Source organism: Psychrobacter sp. PP-21 (assembly GCF_033790785.1).
Taxonomy (GTDB): domain Bacteria; phylum Pseudomonadota; class Gammaproteobacteria; order Pseudomonadales; family Moraxellaceae; genus Psychrobacter.
The window spans coordinates 327,355-347,422 of the sequence record NZ_JAMYEB010000001.1 but is presented as its reverse complement, the minus strand read 5'-3'; the positions used below and the strand labels follow the sequence as shown (position 1 = coordinate 347,422).

Below are 20,068 nucleotides of genomic sequence, written 5' to 3'. Positions count from 1 at the left end.
TCTATAGTTAATGATCATATGAAGTTTCTGTTGACCATTATATAGTTGTTGTCTATCAATGCTTCGTTATTGTCATCTATCTATGAGGTCTGTCATGCGCAAAATTCCTATTTACTCCCACCCTGCTGCTGGTTGGCCTGCGCTGATCTCCTCGACTCAAAAACTGATGGACTATCAAACGTTTCTACGGGGCGGCCTTAGCGTGCTCAAAAGCAATCAACCTCGAGGCGGATTTGACTGTCCAGGCTGTGCATGGCCTGATCATAAGTCGCATAAAGCCATCGATGTTTGTGAAAACGGCATCAAGGTCATTGCTAGTGAAACCATGACGCACAAAGCTGATGCCGAGTTTTTTGCGAAGCATACCGTGACCGAGTTACAAGGATGGTCTGGCTACGAGCTTGAGCATAGTGGTCGTTTATCAGAGCCTGTCTATTACGATGCCGCGCAAGATCGCTACGTCCCTATTCCTTGGGAAACGGCTTATAGCTTGATCGCTGAACAGCTAAAACAGCTTGATTCACCCGATGAAGCACTATTTTATACATCAGGCCGCGTGACCAACGAGCCAGCCTTCTTATATCAGTTATTTGTACGCTGCTTTGGTACTAATAACTTGCCAGACTGCTCTAATATGTGTCATGAACCCACATCGGTCATGCTCAGCAAACAGTTAGGTATTGGTAAAGCCACCGTCATGTTAGAAGACTTTGAGCAGGCCAAGCTTATTTTGATGTTTGGGCAAAACCCAGCGACTAATCATCCACGAATGCTGGAGATGCTCGCCCACGCGCATGAGCAAGGGTGCCGCATCATCTCAATCAATCCGATGCGTGAACAAGGCTTGAGTAGATTTAGAAATCCGCAAAAACCAACGCATATGGCCGCGGGTCAAAGCGATGATATGGTTGATGACGTCATTCAAATTCAAATCGGCGGGGATGCCGCGCTATTGACGGGCATTGCCAAATGGCTGATTGAAAATGATAGAATCAACCACGATTTTATCACCACTCATACCTCAGGTTTTGAAGCGCTAAAACAGTGGCTAACAGCGCAAAATTGGGAAGATATCACGCTCGGATGCGGTATCACTCAAACAGATATTGTCAATCTCGCTAAGCTAGTTGCTGACAGTTCAGCGACGATTTGTACTTGGGGCATGGGCATCACCCAGCACGTACAAGGCGATGACAATGTCGCAATGATTACCAATTTACTGCTGCTAATGGGTATGATTGGTATTGATGGTGCGGGCGCCTCCCCTGTTCGTGGTCACTCCAACGTTCAGGGCGATCGTACCATGGGTATCCATGAACGCCCGAGTAAAACCTTATTAGACAGTCTAGAGCGCGTCTTTGAGCGCCCTATGCCAAAAGAACATGGCTACGATGTCGTCACAGGCGCCAAAGCACTTATCGAAGGTAAATTAAAAGTCTTTATGGGTATGGGCGGTAATTATGCTGTGGCAGCCCCTGATACGAGCGCTATTCAACAAGCATTAACCACCACTCAGCTCAATATATTTGTCGGCACTAAGCTTAATGAGACGATGTTATATCCGGGTGCAAATAATATAATTTTACCTTGTCTAGGTCGTACTGAGCGCATTACAACGACAAAAGGTGAGCAGTTTGCCACGATCGAAGACTCAATGTGCCAAATCGTTCCAACTCAAGGCAAGCTAAAACCTGTGAGCGACATTTTAAAATCTGAAGCACAAATTGTGGCAGACATGGCGATTCATGTGCTCGGTGCTGACTCGTCTATTCCTTGGCTTGCCATGAGTGAAGATTTTAACCTTATTCGAGACTATATCGCTCAAGCTATTAATGGATTTGAAGACTTTAATCAGCGCATTCGCACCTCTGAGCGTGGCTTTCATTTGTATCACGCGGCTCGCCATCGTGTATGGAATACCGAAAGCGGCAAAGCTCAGTTTGAAGTACCGCAATACCCTATTACGTACGTTGCAGCCCAAATGAAAGATGCGCAGGGCATTGATGACGAGAATACAACGCAAAACGTAACGCAAAAGGTTTGGCAATTGACCAGCGTCCGTAGTCACGATCAATTTAATACCATGATATTCGGGTTTAAAGACCGCTATCGCCAAACCAATCGCCGCGATGTGTTGTTTATGCATCCAGATGAAATCAGCCGCTTAGGTTGGCAAAAAGGTGATAACGTCATGGTGACTCGCCAACGTACCAAAGACCGTTCAGGACAACCACGCATACTAGGTCCACTGATATTAACGGAGATGGACATTGCCTCTAACGCCGTTGCCGCTTACTATCCTGAATGTAATGACCTATTCGATTTAGACACACATGCGCCAGACTCTCATATTCCAGCGTACAAGTCGACGACCGTTATTTTGGAGCGCGTCAATGCAGGTGCTCGAATAGCTGAGCCTGCGTAAATGACTATGATAACTGAAGATAGCGTTGAGCAAAATGAGTCACCTAGCACCACCGATATGATAAGTAAAACTAATGTGGTTACGACAGATTTATCTGAAGATACTGCAGCGTCTGAGATGCTGCTTGCTCGCAATCACTTAGCGCATAAGCATTATTACTCATTAGATAATGATCGACTTGATAATGGGAACGATACCTCTCAAGCTTATATCGAATCTCATACCACCAGTTTAGCCATAGAAGCAGCGGTTTCAATTATCATCAATGGGATTCATTATGCAGTACTAATGGCCAGCCCTTACCAACTAGAGTACTTGGCTGTTGGCTTCTTATTTAGTGAGGGATTAATTCAGCACAGTCATGAGTTACTCGACTGGGAAGTGACTCATCTTACGGATATTGATAGCTACCAAAAGTTTGCTCAGGCTTCAAGAGACGAGAATTTCGAACCATCATCATTTGAGCAAAGCTTACAACAACTTCAAGATTACGATATCTATGTCGTAGAGCTGGTCTTAAGCCAGCGTTGCCATCAACGTATCCAAGCTCAGAAGCGGCAACTAGCGGGGCGTACAGGCTGCGGTATGTGCGGTATCACTGGCCTGACACAGGCATTGCCCGACTTGAGCCACTACTCACAAGCAAACATCCATGGCTCTAAGGCGACTGTACCAAGCCTTGACTATCTATTGGCATTACGTCAGCAAGTGGATGCTGCACAGCACACACATCAACTAACAGGCGCTGTGCACGCAGCAGCAACGATATACAATGGGCAGTTATACTTGTTTGAGGATGTGGGACGCCACAATGCGCTCGATAAATTAATCGGTTGGCAATTGCGACAAAAAGTAGCGGTTGATTGCGTACTCATGACCTCACGCCTATCGATTGAATTGGTACAGAAGTCTGTTCGAAGCCACATTCCTTGGCTCGTGGGTATGTCAGCGCCGACCAGTACCGCCGTACGTGTCGCTGAACGCTATGGTCTTGGATTGGCTGGGTTTTTACGCAATAATAGAGTGACTTACTATTCACAGGTCTAAATAATATTAAAAGAGATAAAGGTAATAATAAAGAGATCGCTCATCAGGTTAATATTTGGTGTTTAACACTCCTTTGTCCTTTTATTATCTAATTACAACTAAATCAATAGCAACTCAACCAATTGAAAATAAAGGCTAAATCCATATTAATCAAAAATAACCTTTGTTTGCATGAAAAATGACTTGTAATTTGGCATATTTTTGCTAATATAGTCCACCTTGATTGGCTGGATGGCAGAGTGGTCATGCAGCGGACTGCAACTCCGTTAACGCCGGTTCGATTCCGACTCCAGCCTCCAATTATCTATTAACTTTACGTTAATTTTGGCTTGCATTATTATCCCAACCGATTATAATAGCGACCACTTATCTAGTAACCAGATGGTCTATCAGCTGGTTTACATATTAGATAACACAAGTTTTGCCCGGGTGGTGAAATTGGTAGACACAAGGGATTTAAAATCCCTCGCTAGCAATAGCGTGCCGGTTCAAGTCCGGCTCCGGGTACCATTACATAGTCCTATACTATCTTATAGAACATCTAAAGCCCCTGATATCAGGGGCTTTGCTGTATCTGGCGTTCTATACTGTCCTGCTCTATCTATCCCAATCCATGCATCTGATGTACACTACTATGTACACTGACTTTTAAATGTACATTGGGTGGCAGTCATGGGAACACGCAAGCCAATCAGCTCTGATCGCAGCATCAGCAGTCACAAGGCCGAAGATAAAGAATATTTGGTCTCTGTTAAACACCATCCGATGCTATATTTGATGGTCAGACCCAATGGTACTAAGTCTTGGCTTTATCGCTATAAGTCCCCTACCTTATCTAAAAACAAACGTATCTCACTGGGTGTCTACCCAAGTGTGTCGTTTGCGCGTGCCTGTGAGATGTGGCGTGACTATGAAGAACTGCTTAGCCGTAATATTGACCCAAAAGACTATCGTGAAGAAGAAAAGAAAACACTGTTAAGCAATACTAATAACAGCTTTAATCATTTTGCTTGGGAGTACTTTGACAGTCTAGATAAGACTCAGAAGAGTAATACCCTCATTCGTAAGAAAGGTCGGTTGGAGCTAATATGCTCATACATTGGCGATGAGCCGATCAGCGAGATCAGCTCGCCTAGAATGCTTGAAGTACTGTTAGACATTCAAGCTAATTCATTAAACAAAGCTGGCAAGCCCACAGACAAGGCTGAGCGCTGTGCAGGTATCGCTAGTGATGTGTTTGTCTATGCTGGCGCTCGCGGGTTTTGTAGTAGTAATCCTGCGGCATTAATCAAAAGCCAATTGGCTAAATCGAGCTATGGTCATCGTCCTGCGATTACTACGCCCAAAGAGCTTGCTAAGCTACTGCGGGATATTGAAACAATAGAAGGTGATCCAAACACGATAAACTCCCTTAGGCTATTGGCATTATTGTTTGTGCGTAATGGTGATCTCAGGCGTATGCGCTGGGCTGACGTCGATCTAGACGCTGGCAGGTGGACATTAAAGCCACTAAAAGGACAAGGCAAGGTAAACATGGTCAAGGACATGATCGTGCCCCTACCCCGTCAGGCAGTGGCTATCTTACGCGCGCAGCAGAAAATCAATGGTCATACTAAGTTCGTCTTCTACAGTGAGACGGCAAAAAAGCATCAGATCATCTCTGATGCGACAGCGAATAAGCGGTTAAAGGATTTGGGCTATAAAGACATTCACTGCGCACATGGTTTTCGCGCGACAGCGAAGACTATCCTACAAGAGCAGCTAAAGTACCCGCTTGTGCTTGTTGAGATGGCATTGGGTCATACGACTAAAGATCCCAATGGAACCGCCTATGGTCGATTTGAGTACATTGATGATCGTAGTGAGATGATGCAAAACTGGGCGGACTGTTTAGACGCATTACGAGAAGGCAGAGATACCGCTAAGTTTAGAGCCGATGCCAAAGACGACGCTGATTCTAGCTCCCAGCTGCAAGCGTTAATCGCTGAATTGGGAGAGGATCAGGTGTTAGCCCTATTGAAGAATAAGGCTTAAGCACCTGACTTTTAAATAAATTGAGAGATATAATATTAGCTAAAAAGGCTGTTACACAGTCTTTTTTTAGTAAGAATACTATGTTTTCAATATTAAAACTAGCCAAGGTTTTGAAATAGCGATTATAAGAAATTATTCTATAATTGATAATTCGGTCAAATTTTCTATTAAATTACTATAAGATATAAACTCTATAGGAATAGCCCCGTAAGTCTGAGGAAGATGAAGATTAGCTCTTACGTCATCGATATAGATAGAGTTTGAAAAGAACGACTCATCTATAGATATGATCTTCTCAAACAAATCTGTAGGCTTTCTAGCATGATATTTATCTGATAAATAAATACCATCAAATAAATGATTACAATGATCTAGAATATACTCACTATACTCTGGAATACTGTTTGATACGAGATAGATTTCATAGTCTTCTTTTATTTTTATCACTAAATCTATCATCTTAGATTCAGGTTGTGACGCAAGATATATTGCATAGCATATATCGTTATATGTAATATCAGTCAATACTTTCGCTATCTCAGTAGAGACAAATTCCTTATTATAAGCGCCTACTGCCGCTTTTTTAATGTCAGGATGTTTTAACCTTTTCTCTAGTGCCTCTCTTTGTATCTGATCGAGTTTTAATATGCCCGCTAAAGCATCTGTACGACTACCATACGAAATAACGCCACCATAATCAAAAATAATCTTTTTAATCATCGTACTAACTTCCTAATCAATATACCAACAAGCAAAGTAATATATAGAACTCCTAAAATAAATTCAGTGATATGTAGTATAGCATTCAAAGCCAGCTCCGTTTCTATATCCGTATACTGTCCAAAAAAGGTAACTGTGGACATTAAAACCGCTCCAAAGCTACCAGTATAATCCACTTGTAAAAAATTAATTTTATTAACAAAAGACGACATATCATATATAAAATAATATATCATCGAAAAAATAATAATGACCGCCATCGATGTTATTAATGGTTGCTTTAATTTTACGCCCCATCCAAAACAATACCTACCAAATATATAAAAAAACAAATACTTTAGCTTAGAAATACTGTTTTCAGGACTTTTTAAAAAATAACTATACTCCTTATTCTTCATAAAAAAGAATACAATATCCTCACTTTCATAAAGACTGTCTCCAGAGAATTTACTTTTTAATTTTTTTAAGGTTTCAATCTGACGTTCGAGGGGCATGTCTGTTGACATAATTGGTGTGATTTTATTACTATCATATAAAAATTTTAGTAGCTCAGGGTCTAAGCTCAGATGAGTGATGTCACTGGTAGAAAAATCAATAGAGCAGTTATTGTAGACAGACTGTTGAATAAACAGCTTACCTTCAATAAGATTACTCTCTATCAATACCTTACAACCTCTATTAAAAACCATATTACGATATAAAAGGTTTTTGATCTGTGACTGTAAGACTTGAATATGACTATTAACTTCTAGTTTGCTATTTTCAAACCTCAAGTCATCACAATTAATGTTAGACATCTTTATTTCTGATGATGTTGTCAATAGCATTGAATCGTAACGAATCACACTGGCATTTATTGAATCAAAAGAGATTCGATGAGCGTTGTGTATTTCTTCAATTTTTATAACATCATTTACTACAGCTTCGCTAAGTTCGATCTCCTTGATCTTAGTTGACCGTATACTTGATAGTACATAAATTGCTGAACACTCTACTTTGTAAATACTTATTTTTTGGCATTCGGTAGAGTCAAAGGTAATATGGCTACCTAAAGAGCATCCTGAAAAGCTGATATGGTTTGAATTACAGTTGAAAAGCAATACGCCCTTATCAAATATACATTTATTAAAACTAATTTCACTTTCGGAAGATACTTTGTTAAGTATTACAGGCGATTCAAACACACAGTTAATGAATGACAAGCTTGATTTAAACTTGGACTTAATTATTTCAAGCCCACTAAAATTCACATCTTTAAAAACAACATTATCTTTACCTATAGCCGTATCAATTCTGATGGGTATTGTTGATTCGATAATATGCTTTATATCGTCTTCACTAAAACGTATGCGTTTTATGACCTGGTAATTATCCATAAACGCAACTCTAAAAACAAATCTTTTTGATAGCTTTAAGTGTTTTATCAGGACTGTTAGAGTTGTTAATAATATAGTCAAACAGTAGAGAATCACCGCTATTAATGAGTTCAGCTAACTCTTTTCGCTCTTCATTATATGACTGTAAGCGTTCAGCAATCTGTTTTTCATCGCCAGGATGACGAAGCGCTAAACGTTCTTTCGTTGTCTCTTTATCTACCAATAAAAGTAAACTGCAAATTTCAACATCTTGTTGATTATAAAATGCGGCTATATTTTCATACTTACCAACATGAATTACAGGAATCAAGCCCTTAGACCAGCACACTTGTAATTGAGAAAAAGCAACCGCATACCCTCTTTCATAACGATAATGATATTGTATAAACTCTTCATTATCTGCCATTGAATTAAATGTCTCTTTATCTACAAAAATATATGTGTCATCAATACGACCAGACTCGCCCATCTTGTGCTTCTTAAAGTGAGTAAATCTTTTGTCTTTTTGGCACAATAAGTTGGTTAACGTATCTTTGCCAGATGCGGGTGTACCACTTATTAGTAATATCTTTTTATTCATTGAAGTGAGTCCTTAATAAATTGGTTTATCTGTTCTTCTAATGGCGCCTGTAATGTGTTGCTATTATCTATGATCTGAATTGGATAGCTTGAGTTAATGTCACTGTGTGGCGTTGTCCTACTGTACTCTGCCCAATTAGAAAGCTTCCACATATCCCTATTGGCGCCACGAGACAATATGCGTTCTTTTGCGGTCGGTATATCTACTTTCACCCAAATAACCACTAAGGCTGCATCAATAACTTCTAAATCAAAAACCAAATCATCAAGCCATTCTTGATTTTGTATTTGTCCAATAAAAGGCGCTGAGCAGATGACTATATCCACCGCCTCAAGGTTTTCTATGGCGGTCTTTATAAGCGTTTTATATTCAATATCTTTAATATTATCCAAATATATAGAGCTTTCTCTATCGTTTATATTTGAACCCATACTGGTTAAAAGAAGTTCAGTTGAAAACCTTGAAATAGTATCCTTATCCAAATAGGTGCTTTTGGTCTTTTTAGCAATTTGTTTACCGATATATGTTTTACCGCTGCCAGGTGCGCCAGCAACCAACACTAACTTTTTAGTCACATCAAATCCTAATCATCAATGAGAAACTTATAACCAGACTTACCTGACTACATAATGACATTATTTAACCCAATATCCCACTAAACATATCATCCAAATAAGCTGTCTGATTGCCTACCATAAATAATACATTACGCTCTTTTAGCTCGTTTTCGCTAAGTGAGTTATTGATAAGCTCTCTTAGCGGTGTGGGGGTTAAGATAAAGCTATTGAGTACAAGATCATTGTCTAACTGGCTCTCAAGCTCTTTAATCTGCTTATACAGATTAATCTTAGCATCATCGGTACTCATGTTACGAATACCTTTAGGATCAATCAATGTTAGATACTGCTGTCCTGTCTCTTTATGTATAAGCCATAACAAGAAGTCTGGATAAAAATTACCTGCCAATGCAAAACCTAATCCTTTGTAACGGTTATCAGGATTACGTAATAAATAGACGTGATAATCCTTTAGCACATCGATTTGTTTAGCTGAATTGATATACTGCTGCAAATCATCAACAAACTTGACCTCACTGCTCTCGCCCTTCCTATCATAATCAAAAACAGCAGGCGACCACGTAAACGGTAAACTGTCATCATTTTTACTAAACAAAGGATAGTACAGATGCTTATCAAATACGACGGTACGCAGGCTACCATCTTCCCATTTGACCTTATCCAGTTGCCCTTTGTTGACAATCTCTTGTAGCTTATCAAGGCGCTCAAAGTATTCTTGGGCTTCGCTATTCTGACCTTCTTTTGATGTAAACACGTATTTGTCACACATATGTACGGGCAAATCATCATCGCCTACTTCAAACTCAGTCACTTCGTAGTACTGACCTTCGTACGCGTTTTTCATGGTCTTATAAAATCTGTCCATGTAGGCTTGTAGTAGCTCTAGCAGAACGCTTTGTTGAAAGCGAATACCGCTCACATCTTGGGTGAGCTTTTCGCTATCTACTAGTAGCTTATACCAATCGTCATGGGTATTTTTTATTGGTTTACAGCAAAATGCGCGTAGATCTTTAAGATCAATACGAATATTGGTATAGCCGCGCTGCATCTTGTACTTTTGTAGCTGCAAATACAGCCAATCAAAATCAAAGAATGGCATGATACTCGGTGATATCTCTTGCTCTTGGCGCTTATCTTGTAGGTCGTCGTTGCGTTTGCGTTTATCGGTATGATAAGCCTGCAAACGTGGGTATAAGTCAAGCACGACAAAAGGCTTTTTGATTTTACCCTGATACTGTTTAGGTATCTCAAACAGCGATAGCTTCATTTGCGCTTTGAAGCCGTTTGGCTGATTGTCTTTGTAACCGTCTTTAAGCGTCAAAGTTTTGAGCCGATGCGGCGCTTTGATACGATTGGTCTTAAAGTCTAGCGTCACTAGATCCTGATTTAGAACGATCCCTTCATCATTTAGGTATTCACGGAATTGTTCCATATAGTCAGCATGCAAGCCAAAGATATTGATGGTTTGCAATAGATCAAGATGCAAGTCTTGATACTCACCTCGGCTATATATGTTGTGCGGAGTGCGTTTAAGGGAGTAATCCTCCCCCTTTAGACGTACGCCACGACCAAACAGCTGAATAATTTGCGAGCCTTCCCCTTTGCCCATGTTCAGCAGACCCATGGTAGAGACACGCCAACTGCTCCAGCCTTCAGTAAACTTACGTGAGCCGATAAGTAGATTGGTTTTGCTGTTGTCATCGTTAATAGTGTCAAATAGCGATGGGTTAAATGCATCCGTACGCGCATTTAGATAATGGCTCTCTATCAGTTTTTCGCACTGATCGAATAGTCCTTTTTCATCACCTACGTTTATTACTCCGAATGGCTCATTTTCACCCACTTGCAAGCGCAGCTCACCGGTATTTTGAGTGATGCGAATGACGTTTAAGCGTTCATTACTACTGGCATTAAAGAACAGGCTAAGGATATCTTGATAAATAACTTCTGCCTTTTTGCCGTGTAAAGCAGTAAAGCGATTAAGGAAGATGTTATTGCCCTTGTTATCGACCAGACGTGAAGTATTGGTTATAAAGTCATGAAGCCAGCTTATTGTTTTAGCCTTAGAACGACTATCCAAAAAGTCTGCCAAAAATTTAACGATGGTCAAAATATCTGAATCGTCATCGTTGACCTTGTTACCGACAAATACCCAAAGTGGATTTTCGATTTTGAAGGGTTTAAGACGAGCTACATTATGAGCATACAGGTACTGCTGTTGATAAAAGCTCAGTAAGCAGGCGGTTAAGTAGAGCTGCTGACTGTCACGGCTTTCGCCTTCTTTCATATTAAGGATATTGACTTCTTTACCATAGCCATCCTGGTAAAAGTATTTATAAGAGTAATCAAATAAGATGTTTTTGGCATAGACTTCACGCAGTGCTTCACGGCGTGCCTTTTGCTTTTCAAGCTCGTCCAGTGCTAGTGACTTTAGCTGCGCGCTATCAAGCTTGGTTAAGGCTCTAGTACCATATAGCATTTTCGCTTTGCTTTTTTGCTCGTCTTCTTCTTGCTTAATGACGTTGTTGGACTTATTAATCGCTTGCCCAAAAGTTGCTGAGTACTCAAAGCTAAAGCCGTTTTTGGTCAAAGTATCACGGTAGCCCATCCACACGCCACCACTGCTAGTACCGCGATGACCTTCATCAATCAGTACAAGGTTTTGACCTTCTAAAGACTCAGCCGCTACTGTCTTATCACCATCTCGATCAGCGAGTTTATTGATATCAATAATTTGCACATAACTTAAGAATTGGTCGCGAGATCTATATTTATTAAATATCATGGCATCGATGCCAGATAACGCAAAGTCTTCTAAATGCTGCCGACTCAAACCCTCATTGGGTGTCAGTAGGATGATTTGCTCAATCTTATCGGTATAATCCGCTTGCTCGATATAGTATTGATACTGCAAAATATTGACATGCATCAAGAGCGTCTTACCGCTACCTGTAGCGCTCCAATACGCTACTTTGTTTAGATCTTCAGCGACGTAGGGCTGAAGGGTTTCGCTGTCGTTTTTATCCGTGTTGTAGGCGGCAAGCGTATCGTTAAGCTCAGCTAGCATCTGATCCGTGTGGTTAAAATAGTGATCTAAATAGTACTCAGTAAATAGCAGTGATAAATACTGAAAGTACTTAGGATTTAGTTCACTGTTTTCCTTCTCATTACGAGCCTCACTGATCTGTAGCCAGTGACGCACAATATTTCTATCATAGCGCCTTAACGTGTCGATATCTAAAGCCTGCTTACCAACTAAGTCTCTACTAGTCAGCTCAGTAAAAAACTTGGTTTGACCTGCATTGTCACCTTCATGCTCTATACCTTGGTATTCAGGTGAGTCTAAAAGCACCTGCATCCCTTCGATACTGCTCGGGTTAAACTTTGACCATAGCCACTGCGTCAATACCAGCTGCTCATGAAAGTTTATTTTTTTGCTTTTTGTTTTACTGCTATTAGCCATAACTTACTCTGCAAACATGCGCTCAAGGAATACCTGCTCTATTGAGCGGACTTTAATTTCACTACTGCCATCAGCTTTTTTGATCAATTTACTATTAATATTGTGATCACCATTGACGTAAATATACTTATATTCTTCGTCCTTCGGGTTGATAGATAGCTTATTCATTATTTTATCTAATGTCTCGTAATTAACCTTTTCAACATCGCGCCAGAACACAGTCACAAACTCACCTGTCCGCAGATGCCCAACCACCTGCACGTACCCCTGTCTTAGCTGATAGTCTATATTTCTAACCTTTAGCCCTATGAGATAGTTAAAGGTATCAATAAGATCAATATTTTGTACCGTATAAGCACCAGCGCTATCGGCAGTTATCTTGAGCTGATAATCAAAAGGATTGGCAAAATCAGCTACATTAAGTAGCGAGTTCTTGCTCTCGATATCGAGAATATAGTGCATGAGATAGTCGTCTTGTTGAGCAGGTGTTAGGTCACCAAACAAGTCTTCTTGGGCTTGACTACGGTTCAGCTCCAAGTTATTGAGCGTATCTTCATAGCTTTCAAGCTTGACAACCTTTAGACAATGGCCAATGCCTTGATACGGATTAGCTTCATCTTCTATTTTTTTAGGTAATAACGGCTGACCATCTTTCCATTCGGCACTATATATTACCTTTTGAATACGTGGCTTAAGTACAGTGTCAAAATATTCACCTTGGTCAACAAGAATATATTTTCTATCTAAATAATTTGGATCCTCTAAATTTTGTTCTCGGTTCAGAGTTATAATAGACTGAGCTGTGGTACCAGACCCTGCAAAATAATCTAAGACAATATCGTCACTATCACTTACCGCATAAACTGCATCTTTAGTATTAAAGACAGATTTAGGGTAATCAAACTGACTCAAGTCAAGACCCATATTTCTTTTAGACAGCCTAGTACCATTATCTCCTGCATTATATTTCGGTCCATACCATACTGTTTTAAACTGATCATCTGTCTTAGCTAATTTAATTTGGATTACACCAGTCTTCTTATCTATATCCACTTTTAGCTTATTGATAATACCTTCAACAGTACCTCTTTCATATCTCCACTTTCTTTCAATTCCTGAACTATCTATCGGATAAACAGCTATAGAGCCATCAGCCTGCTGAACGTTTGCTCCTTCTGGATGCCTGGACTCATCAAACCAAACATCTCCGAAACCAATAACTTCGCTATCTTTCACATATACTGCATAAAAGCAATTAGCTGCATCAGTTCTTAAAGACTCACCTCCCCAGTTCCTGAAATTAGAATACTCAAAATCCTTGGGATCTCGTTGAACCTTATTCAAACCTTTTCTATATTCTGAAATCGAAAAAATAGCATATTCATTAGTGTATGAAAAAAAATCTCCCATTACACCTTTTCTATTATGTTCAACAGATACAACAGTATTATTATTATTTGGGAAATGCTCAGTTATTAGCCTATTGACACCATTTACTTCATGCTTATCAATTGCTACAACATGAGCCCCTGTCTTATTTATCAGGTTTTTTGATAGCTCAAGCCTACTGTCAATTAAAGATAGAAATGAAGAGTGTTTAAAGTTATTTTTATAAGCAATCTCACTATTAGGCGCATTATATGGTGGGTCAATATATACACATTGGATTTTTTCTTGGTATTTTTCCTGCAATAAATTTAGAGCTTGAAAGTTATCACCATGAATAATCAAACCATCAGTCTGTTCATCAAGATCATTAATCGTATTAACCAGCTTTGCCTTAAAGCTAGTATCATACAAACTGGTATCTACCATCAGATAAGAATGCGACTCCAAATAAGCAACCTTACCCCAATCTGAGACAGAATCATCTTCTACTTTTAGCCCCAAGTCTTCCCACTGCTGCCACTGCTCAGGATTATTGGCAATATCATCATATAAGTCTTCATCGACACGATCCAAAGTAATGCAGTAATGACTCGATACCACAAACTTTTTCTTCAGCCATAGCTTCTTCTGGAAGTTTTCAAGCGATGCTAGGAAATCAATCAACTCACGACCAATTTTACGTAAGCATTTAATCAGCGCAAGCTGGCGCTCTATCTCTATAAAGCCTGAGCTATTAACCACATCGTCTAAATGCATGACTTCATTTTTGATATAGAAGTCCAGCTCGTTATTTAAGAATTTACCCAAGTCTTTATGAATGAAATAATCGGCCGTGTTCTTTTGCGTATAGGTGTCTAAATGCTTACGCAGTAAGTCACGATCAGCCTGTTTTTCAGTTGGTGCTGGATGTTTGAGTAAGGTAGCCCATGCTGTATCGACTTTGGTATTTGCCAATATATCGCCATGAGCTTCTGTATTGAGCTTATCTTGCTTAGCCTTACTGTCCATAACCGCGTATTCAAACCAAACGGTCAGCTCGTCACCAGCGTCATTAAGCTCTATAGGATGTACGGTTTCCTCATATTCCTCGCCTTCTTCATCGGTACGAGTTACCGTCTTTGGCTTAGAGAGAATAACGAAGCGACGGTTTTTATCATTGTCTTTTTGATTATCCTTCGCCGTATCAGCAGATAACAAACGGAATAAGACGGATTTGTCTGACTCACCTATCGAATTGAAGCGAATACGGTAGTTGCTAAACATCTCACCTGACTTGGTATAGTACTGGTCTTTATTCGCCCAATGCAGCATCACCTCTTCGCCAGAGTAAGGAATGGCATAGGTGTCGCCTTTATAACGGCGCTGACTGATAAAGTCGCCCTCATCATAATAGCGACTAAAAAAGGTATATAGATGACTAAACACTTGCGCTTGATCAAAACTGTTGTCGCTATGATCACGTAGCTCTTGGTACTGCTGTCCAAGTGAGCTTTCGATAGCGGCATCGTTGACTAAGTTACCTGCCTCATCAAAGGCACGCTTACCAAACTCTTCTTTGATCTGATTGGTTATGCTCTCTAGCTGACTGTCATGTACATCGCTTTTTGCGTCTGCTAAATAGGTCTCTACCTTGGTTTTCAGACGATTATCTAAATAATCGCTAATCTCACGACGACGAGCATTCAAGATGCGATAGATACCAAAATCAAGATCAGGGCGATCAATTTGAAAGATGTTTTTTAGTTTTTGATTGAGATTAGCGTATTGGCTCATGAGTCATCCTTCAATGTTTCTATGTTTCTATGTTGCTAGCGCAGTATTTTGTCATAGTGTCCATGACAAAATGAGCCAGCTTGGTTTTAGTGCTTCACACCAAGCTAGCTCTAAGAGAGTAAAAATTAACCAAATATTATAGCAGATCAGGGTTTTGATAACTTAAAAAATATAAACCGTGCTAGTGAAAAACGGTTTCAGCATATCTGCCAGCGGATGTGATAAAACGTTTCAAACTGGCTTTTTTTGTGCATCATCTGCTCTAGGTTTTCTATTAAGGTATCGCGTCTGTCCTCAATCTCATCAGTCACATCAAAGATATTTTGACGAAGTTTACGCTGCTCACGTTCTGCCTTTTTGAGTTGTTCCTGCTTTTGCTTTTGCTCATCGATAGTACTGGCTTGGCGCGATTCTCGCTTTAGACTACGTATTTTGAGCTTAATATCATCAAGTGCTGATTCAGCCGATGCCATATGATCATCTGCCCACTGCTCAATCTTTTCTTGCTCACGTTTAAAAAACACCTGATTATTATCAAGCGCCTCGCTCAGCTTGTTTTCATGCTGAAACTCGATTGTATCAGTGAACAGTTTCGGAATAGCTGTCGTTATTGTATCTTCAGCCACTATTCCATCTAAACGTAAAATGCGTTCACAGATATCAGTATCTAAGACGGTATCATTGTCAGTCATTCCTGTCAGTATCAAATGCTCTTCTTTCGCAAATGAATCTAATGATAATAAGCTTAGCGATAGCCACCCTGACTGCCCTACTAATGGCTCAAGGCTGGATACTTTTTTATCATAATTGCTATAATCAAAGTTTATCTGCGCAGTCTCGGTCGGCAAATGCTTTGCTTTGTTTAGCACATACTCACCAAGTGGATGCGTGAGACGGTATATATAGGTGTTATCTGGTACAGACTCACCTTTACGGATTAGCTGATAGCTACCAACCTTTATATCTACTGTAGGTGATTTATGCAGCGTAAAGTTTAACTGATTAGGATGAAAGTCAGCATAGGGCGTGAGTAGTGCTCGGCTAATCGTCCAAAAAAAGTTACTGATACGATCAAGCTGTTCTTCAGCTCGCTGCTTATGGATCTTCAGCAATTCGTGTATATCTGCATCAAAGTGCTTAAGTAGTAAGTCGCGAGTCTGTAGCATTTTTTGATTAATCTGGGCTTCAAGCTCAGACTGAAGCTGATTAAAGCTTGCTTCTATCTCTTGATTTGTACGGCATTTATCGTAGATCTCAAGAATACGCTTCTCAAAATTAATACCACTCTCTATCGACCCTAGTATCTCGTTCGATGCGCCAAATACACCTTCAAATAGATCAAACTTTTCACTAAGCAGCTCCATCACTCGCTTATCAGCAGCGTTGCGCTCATTAATAAAGTTCACTACGACAACATCAAAGGCCTGGCCATAGCGATGACAGCGACCAATACGCTGCTCCACTCTTTGTGGATTCCATGGTAAATCATAATTCACGACTAAAGAGCAAAACTGTAAGTTAACCCCTTCTGCTGCCGCTTCAGTAGCAATCATAATCTCAGCGTCATCTCTGAAGTAATCGATCAACGCTGTACGTCTGTCTATTGAGGATGAGCCTGTTACTCTATCACTGCCGACATGTTTAGCTAACCACCTATGATAAATACCTGTATTGACTGGGCTATTATTACTACCGTTAAAAGCAACTACCTTGCCATCAAAACCATGAGACTGCAAAAACTCTAAAAGATAGGTTTGCGTACGGCGTGACTCAGTAAATATCACGGCCTTTTTTGGTGCACCCATTTCAAACATACGAGCAAAGCCGCGCTCCAATGCTGTCAATAGCGCATAAGACTTACGGTCTTCATCAATTTCATGAGCTAAAGCAAGATAATGATCGACCTCTTTAATCTCAGATTTAAGCAAATCTGCATCAACGCCGCGATTTTCATATTCGCTATACTCGTCCTCATCCTCTTCGATAAGCTCTTCATCTATATCTTCATCAGCAATAAAATGCTCTATCCATTCAGCATCAATGGTTTGATTGTCTAAAAGAGCTTGCAAGCGAGTACGTATTGACTCTAATGTTGCGATAACCGCAGCTGTAGATGAAGCAAGCAGTTTACGCAAAACGATAGTAATGAGATGACGCTGTTGTACAGGAAAGGCATAGCTAAACTCGCGCTGTAAATAGCTATTGATTTGGTCATACAAACGTTGCTCTATATCACTCGGCGTAAAAGGTACAGTCAAAGCATGACGCTTGGTATAAGGGATATACTCCAAAACGTCTTTACGTAGCGTACGATGCACAAATTGATCTAAGCGACGCTTTAGTGCTGGCAAGTTATCTTGATTGACGTATTGACGGCGAAACGCTTTATCATCTCCAAAAAGGTGCTCATCGATAATAGTGCTCAGTCCATATAGCTCCATTAATGAGTTTTGCAAAGGCGTTGCTGTTAAGAGTAGTTTACTGCGCGCAACTAAAGATTTCTTGAAGCTATTGCCTGTTTTGTTACTAGGACGATGAGCATTACGCAATCGATGTGCCTCGTCAATAACAACCATGTCCCAAGGTATCTTTGCCAGCTCATGCTCCATACGAGTAGCAAACGGATACGAGATAACCGTAATCTTTTTATTTTCAAAAGGATTATAGACACCGTCTTCGCGTAGCTTCCTCCAAGTGGTAGCATCTAACACCTGTACGGGTAAGTTAAATTTATCTTGCAGCTCTAACGCCCATTGCTTACGCAACGATGCTGGACAAACAATCAATAAATGTCTGCGATACTCTGCCCAGTATTGGCAAAGCACTAAAGCCGCTTCAATAGTTTTACCTAAACCTACTTCGTCCGCTAAGACAACACCTCGGCTTAAAGGGTTACCAAGCGCAAATAAAGCGGCTTCGATCTGGTGTGGGTTTACGTCAACCTGAGCATCGAATAGCGACTGCGCAATACGCGCGTCATCGGAGCTGCTCCGCTGCTTAGTAATTTCCCAAGCAAAATATTTGAGCTGGTGGTTGGTTATATTTTTCATAGAATTACAGCACTTGTCGTATACGGTAGTAAAGGATAGCTATAATGATTGGCAGTGGTCGAAAGACTATTTATTAAATCGTGAAACAAATAGATCAGTCTATCACCTGATTATATTTTTACTATAACTTTAGAATAATACTTGATCATGTCCAAATTTAAAGAATGATATGTTCTAGCAACAAAAGTCTTGTAAATATAGTTTTTTTATTACAATACTGTTACAATAGAAAAAACATAAGTCAGCTATTTATACCCTTTAAGGAGCAAATCTCGATGATAGGCAAATTTTTTTCTGGTGTACAAAAGGTAGTTAATAACTCAGCTGGTAGTAACTACCGTGACATTTATTTTAAATCTAATCCAGGTGACATACATAGCTGCCGAGGATGTAGACAAACACTGAGTAGATCTGAGGGAACTGTAACGATCGACCATATTGTACCCCAAAAAGCACATGGTACGAACGCAATAACCAATCTTCAAGTACTTTGCCGTTCGTGCAATTCTAAAAAAAGCGCCATTATAAATGATCTAACCATGAAGTACTCAGGACAAGCGTTAGCTAGAGAAATTAGAAACCTTATCAACTACTAAAAGGGGCTGAAAGTTGGGTTTAATCTTAGCCGTACTAGCAGTAATAGTAGTTTCTTTTTTCATTGGAAAAAAGTCTTTTGGGTTTGTATTACTTTTCTTTGGTCTGGCGGCTATGGTGGTTGTTCCACCTGTTGGTCTAGTCATGATGGTAGTTGGCGTACTGATATTTTTAGGTGGTCTTAAAAGCTAATAGGATGGAAAATGAACAGTATATTTTTATCATACCAAAATAGCTCACAGTACTTTTTAGAGCATATTCAAGAGACTAAAATACTACCAGCTAGTGAATACTTCGAATCACTACCTGATGATGCAATATATGATTATTCATTATTTAAAAACTCAGTGGTTACTAAGCTTTATTCTGAGCAAGGTGAGTTTAGGTTCTTCGAGATGCCTGATCATGGTACAGGCTTTCTTACAAAGATAGGTAGCTCTATTCAAGTAGAGATAAATAGTATAAATCAATTACATCTTGAGCTATATCAGTGGTTTGGCTCTATTATTGATTCTTACTCTATGGATAGCAATAAAGATCTACTCCCCTATAACAATGTTTTTTTAGTTAGTGAAACTATTTTTGGGCTTGGTAGCTTTGAAGCTGATTATATGGACAAATGTAAAGCTAGTCACACTAGCCCTAATGAAAAGTTTTTAAGGTTAGCCACAATTGCAACTGAATCAAATGGCAACCTTGTACAATACGACAAAGACAGTAATATCTATTTTTATCTAGCTGATCATATCCCTAACCAAGCTCATTTAGTAAAAGCGCGAGATGTTCCCGATGACACTTTTTATACTGCAAGTGGGGCATCAAGTTTAAAAGACTGGGTAGATAGCTACTTTGGTCAATTTTTATAGATAGGAAAGCAGTTGAAAGTATTTTTTCAGCATACTGCTAATGTAATTACATACTCACAGGCTGCCTTTTACTTATGTAGAAGGCAGTTTTTTAATGCCTTTATTAGAGTAACACATCCTATATAGCTAGATACTAAAACGTTATTTATGCTATCGTAGCCTATAAACCACAA

At 39.8% G+C, this 20,068-nt stretch carries 12 protein-coding genes and 2 tRNA genes; 7 read left to right on the top strand and 7 right to left on the bottom strand.

Annotated elements, in window-relative coordinates; translation table 11 throughout:
* Positions 1-94 precede the first annotated feature (94 nt).
* The 5 genes from NJD71_RS01480 (at position 95) to NJD71_RS01460 (ending at position 5,506) form a co-directional block, all read left to right on the top strand.
* Positions 95-2,425, top strand: a complete 2,331-nt coding sequence (locus tag NJD71_RS01480) for an FdhF/YdeP family oxidoreductase (protein ID WP_319050152.1) — start codon at positions 95-97, stop codon at positions 2,423-2,425.
* 57 nt (positions 2,426-2,482) lie between these two features.
* Positions 2,483-3,472, top strand: a complete 990-nt coding sequence (gene fdhD, locus NJD71_RS01475) for a formate dehydrogenase accessory sulfurtransferase FdhD (protein ID WP_442967636.1) — start codon at positions 2,483-2,485, stop codon at positions 3,470-3,472.
* A 225-nt stretch (positions 3,473-3,697) separates the two neighbouring features.
* Positions 3,698-3,771: transfer RNA gene (locus NJD71_RS01470), tRNA-Cys, on the top strand.
* A 124-nt stretch (positions 3,772-3,895) separates the two neighbouring features.
* Positions 3,896-3,982: transfer RNA gene (locus tag NJD71_RS01465), tRNA-Leu, on the top strand.
* Positions 3,983-4,144: 162 nt separating this feature from the next.
* Complete coding sequence (locus tag NJD71_RS01460) at positions 4,145-5,506, top strand: tyrosine-type recombinase/integrase (protein WP_319050150.1); 1,362 nt, start codon at positions 4,145-4,147, stop codon at positions 5,504-5,506.
* 132 nt (positions 5,507-5,638) lie between these two features.
* Here NJD71_RS01460 and NJD71_RS01455 read toward each other — a convergent pair whose 3' ends face one another.
* The 7 genes from NJD71_RS01455 to NJD71_RS01425 form a co-directional block, all read right to left on the bottom strand.
* Positions 5,639-6,226, bottom strand: coding sequence for a hypothetical protein (locus NJD71_RS01455; protein WP_319050149.1), 588 nt, complete (start codon positions 6,224-6,226; stop codon positions 5,639-5,641).
* Positions 6,223-7,602, bottom strand: coding sequence for a hypothetical protein (locus tag NJD71_RS01450; RefSeq protein ID WP_319050148.1), 1,380 nt, complete (start codon positions 7,600-7,602; stop codon positions 6,223-6,225). The genes NJD71_RS01455 and NJD71_RS01450 overlap by 4 nt, the downstream gene beginning before the upstream one ends.
* Positions 7,603-7,612: 10 nt before the next feature.
* Positions 7,613-8,182 (bottom strand): hypothetical protein, encoded by a 570-nt coding sequence (locus tag NJD71_RS01445; RefSeq protein ID WP_319050147.1) that lies wholly within the window; start codon positions 8,180-8,182, stop codon positions 7,613-7,615.
* The gene (locus NJD71_RS01440) at positions 8,179-8,757 is read right to left on the bottom strand and encodes an AAA family ATPase (RefSeq protein WP_319050146.1); all 579 of its coding nucleotides are present in this window, start codon (positions 8,755-8,757) and stop codon (positions 8,179-8,181) included. The genes NJD71_RS01445 and NJD71_RS01440 overlap by 4 nt, the downstream gene beginning before the upstream one ends.
* Before the next feature lie 64 nt (positions 8,758-8,821).
* Positions 8,822-12,223, bottom strand: a complete 3,402-nt coding sequence (locus tag NJD71_RS01435; protein ID WP_319050145.1) for a DEAD/DEAH box helicase family protein — start codon at positions 12,221-12,223, stop codon at positions 8,822-8,824.
* Positions 12,224-12,226: 3 nt separating this feature from the next.
* Complete coding sequence (locus NJD71_RS01430) at positions 12,227-15,385, bottom strand: DNA methyltransferase (protein WP_319050144.1); 3,159 nt, start codon at positions 15,383-15,385, stop codon at positions 12,227-12,229.
* 197 nt (positions 15,386-15,582) lie between these two features.
* On the bottom strand, positions 15,583-18,435 hold the full coding sequence (locus NJD71_RS01425) for an SNF2-related protein (protein ID WP_319050143.1): 2,853 nt from the start codon (positions 18,433-18,435) through the stop codon (positions 15,583-15,585).
* 164 nt (positions 18,436-18,599) lie between these two features.
* Here NJD71_RS01425 and NJD71_RS01420 point away from each other — a divergent pair, with 164 nt between their 5' ends.
* Positions 18,600-19,031: an HNH endonuclease gene (locus NJD71_RS01420; protein ID WP_319050142.1), complete on the top strand. Its 432-nt coding sequence runs from the start codon at positions 18,600-18,602 to the stop codon at positions 19,029-19,031.
* 201 nt (positions 19,032-19,232) lie between these two features.
* Positions 19,233-19,895, top strand: coding sequence for a hypothetical protein (locus NJD71_RS01415; protein ID WP_319050141.1), 663 nt, complete (start codon positions 19,233-19,235; stop codon positions 19,893-19,895).
* Positions 19,896-20,068 lie beyond the last annotated feature (173 nt).

Coding starts and splice junctions, on each gene's coding strand:
- NJD71_RS01430 (WP_319050144.1), bottom strand. CDS start 15,385: ATGAGCCAATACGCTAATCTCAATCAAAAACTAAAAAACATCTTTCAA.
- NJD71_RS01460 (WP_319050150.1), top strand. CDS start 4,145: ATGGGAACACGCAAGCCAATCAGCTCTGATCGCAGCATCAGCAGTCAC.
- NJD71_RS01425 (WP_319050143.1), bottom strand. CDS start 18,435: ATGAAAAATATAACCAACCACCAGCTCAAATATTTTGCTTGGGAAATT.
- NJD71_RS01455 (WP_319050149.1), bottom strand. CDS start 6,226: ATGATTAAAAAGATTATTTTTGATTATGGTGGCGTTATTTCGTATGGT.
- NJD71_RS01435 (WP_319050145.1), bottom strand. CDS start 12,223: ATGGCTAATAGCAGTAAAACAAAAAGCAAAAAAATAAACTTTCATGAG.
- NJD71_RS01415 (WP_319050141.1), top strand. CDS start 19,233: ATGAACAGTATATTTTTATCATACCAAAATAGCTCACAGTACTTTTTA.
- NJD71_RS01480 (WP_319050152.1), top strand. CDS start 95: ATGCGCAAAATTCCTATTTACTCCCACCCTGCTGCTGGTTGGCCTGCG.
- NJD71_RS01450 (WP_319050148.1), bottom strand. CDS start 7,602: ATGGATAATTACCAGGTCATAAAACGCATACGTTTTAGTGAAGACGAT.
- NJD71_RS01420 (WP_319050142.1), top strand. CDS start 18,600: ATGATATGTTCTAGCAACAAAAGTCTTGTAAATATAGTTTTTTTATTA.
- NJD71_RS01445 (WP_319050147.1), bottom strand. CDS start 8,182: ATGAATAAAAAGATATTACTAATAAGTGGTACACCCGCATCTGGCAAA.
- fdhD (WP_442967636.1), top strand. CDS start 2,483: ATGATAAGTAAAACTAATGTGGTTACGACAGATTTATCTGAAGATACT.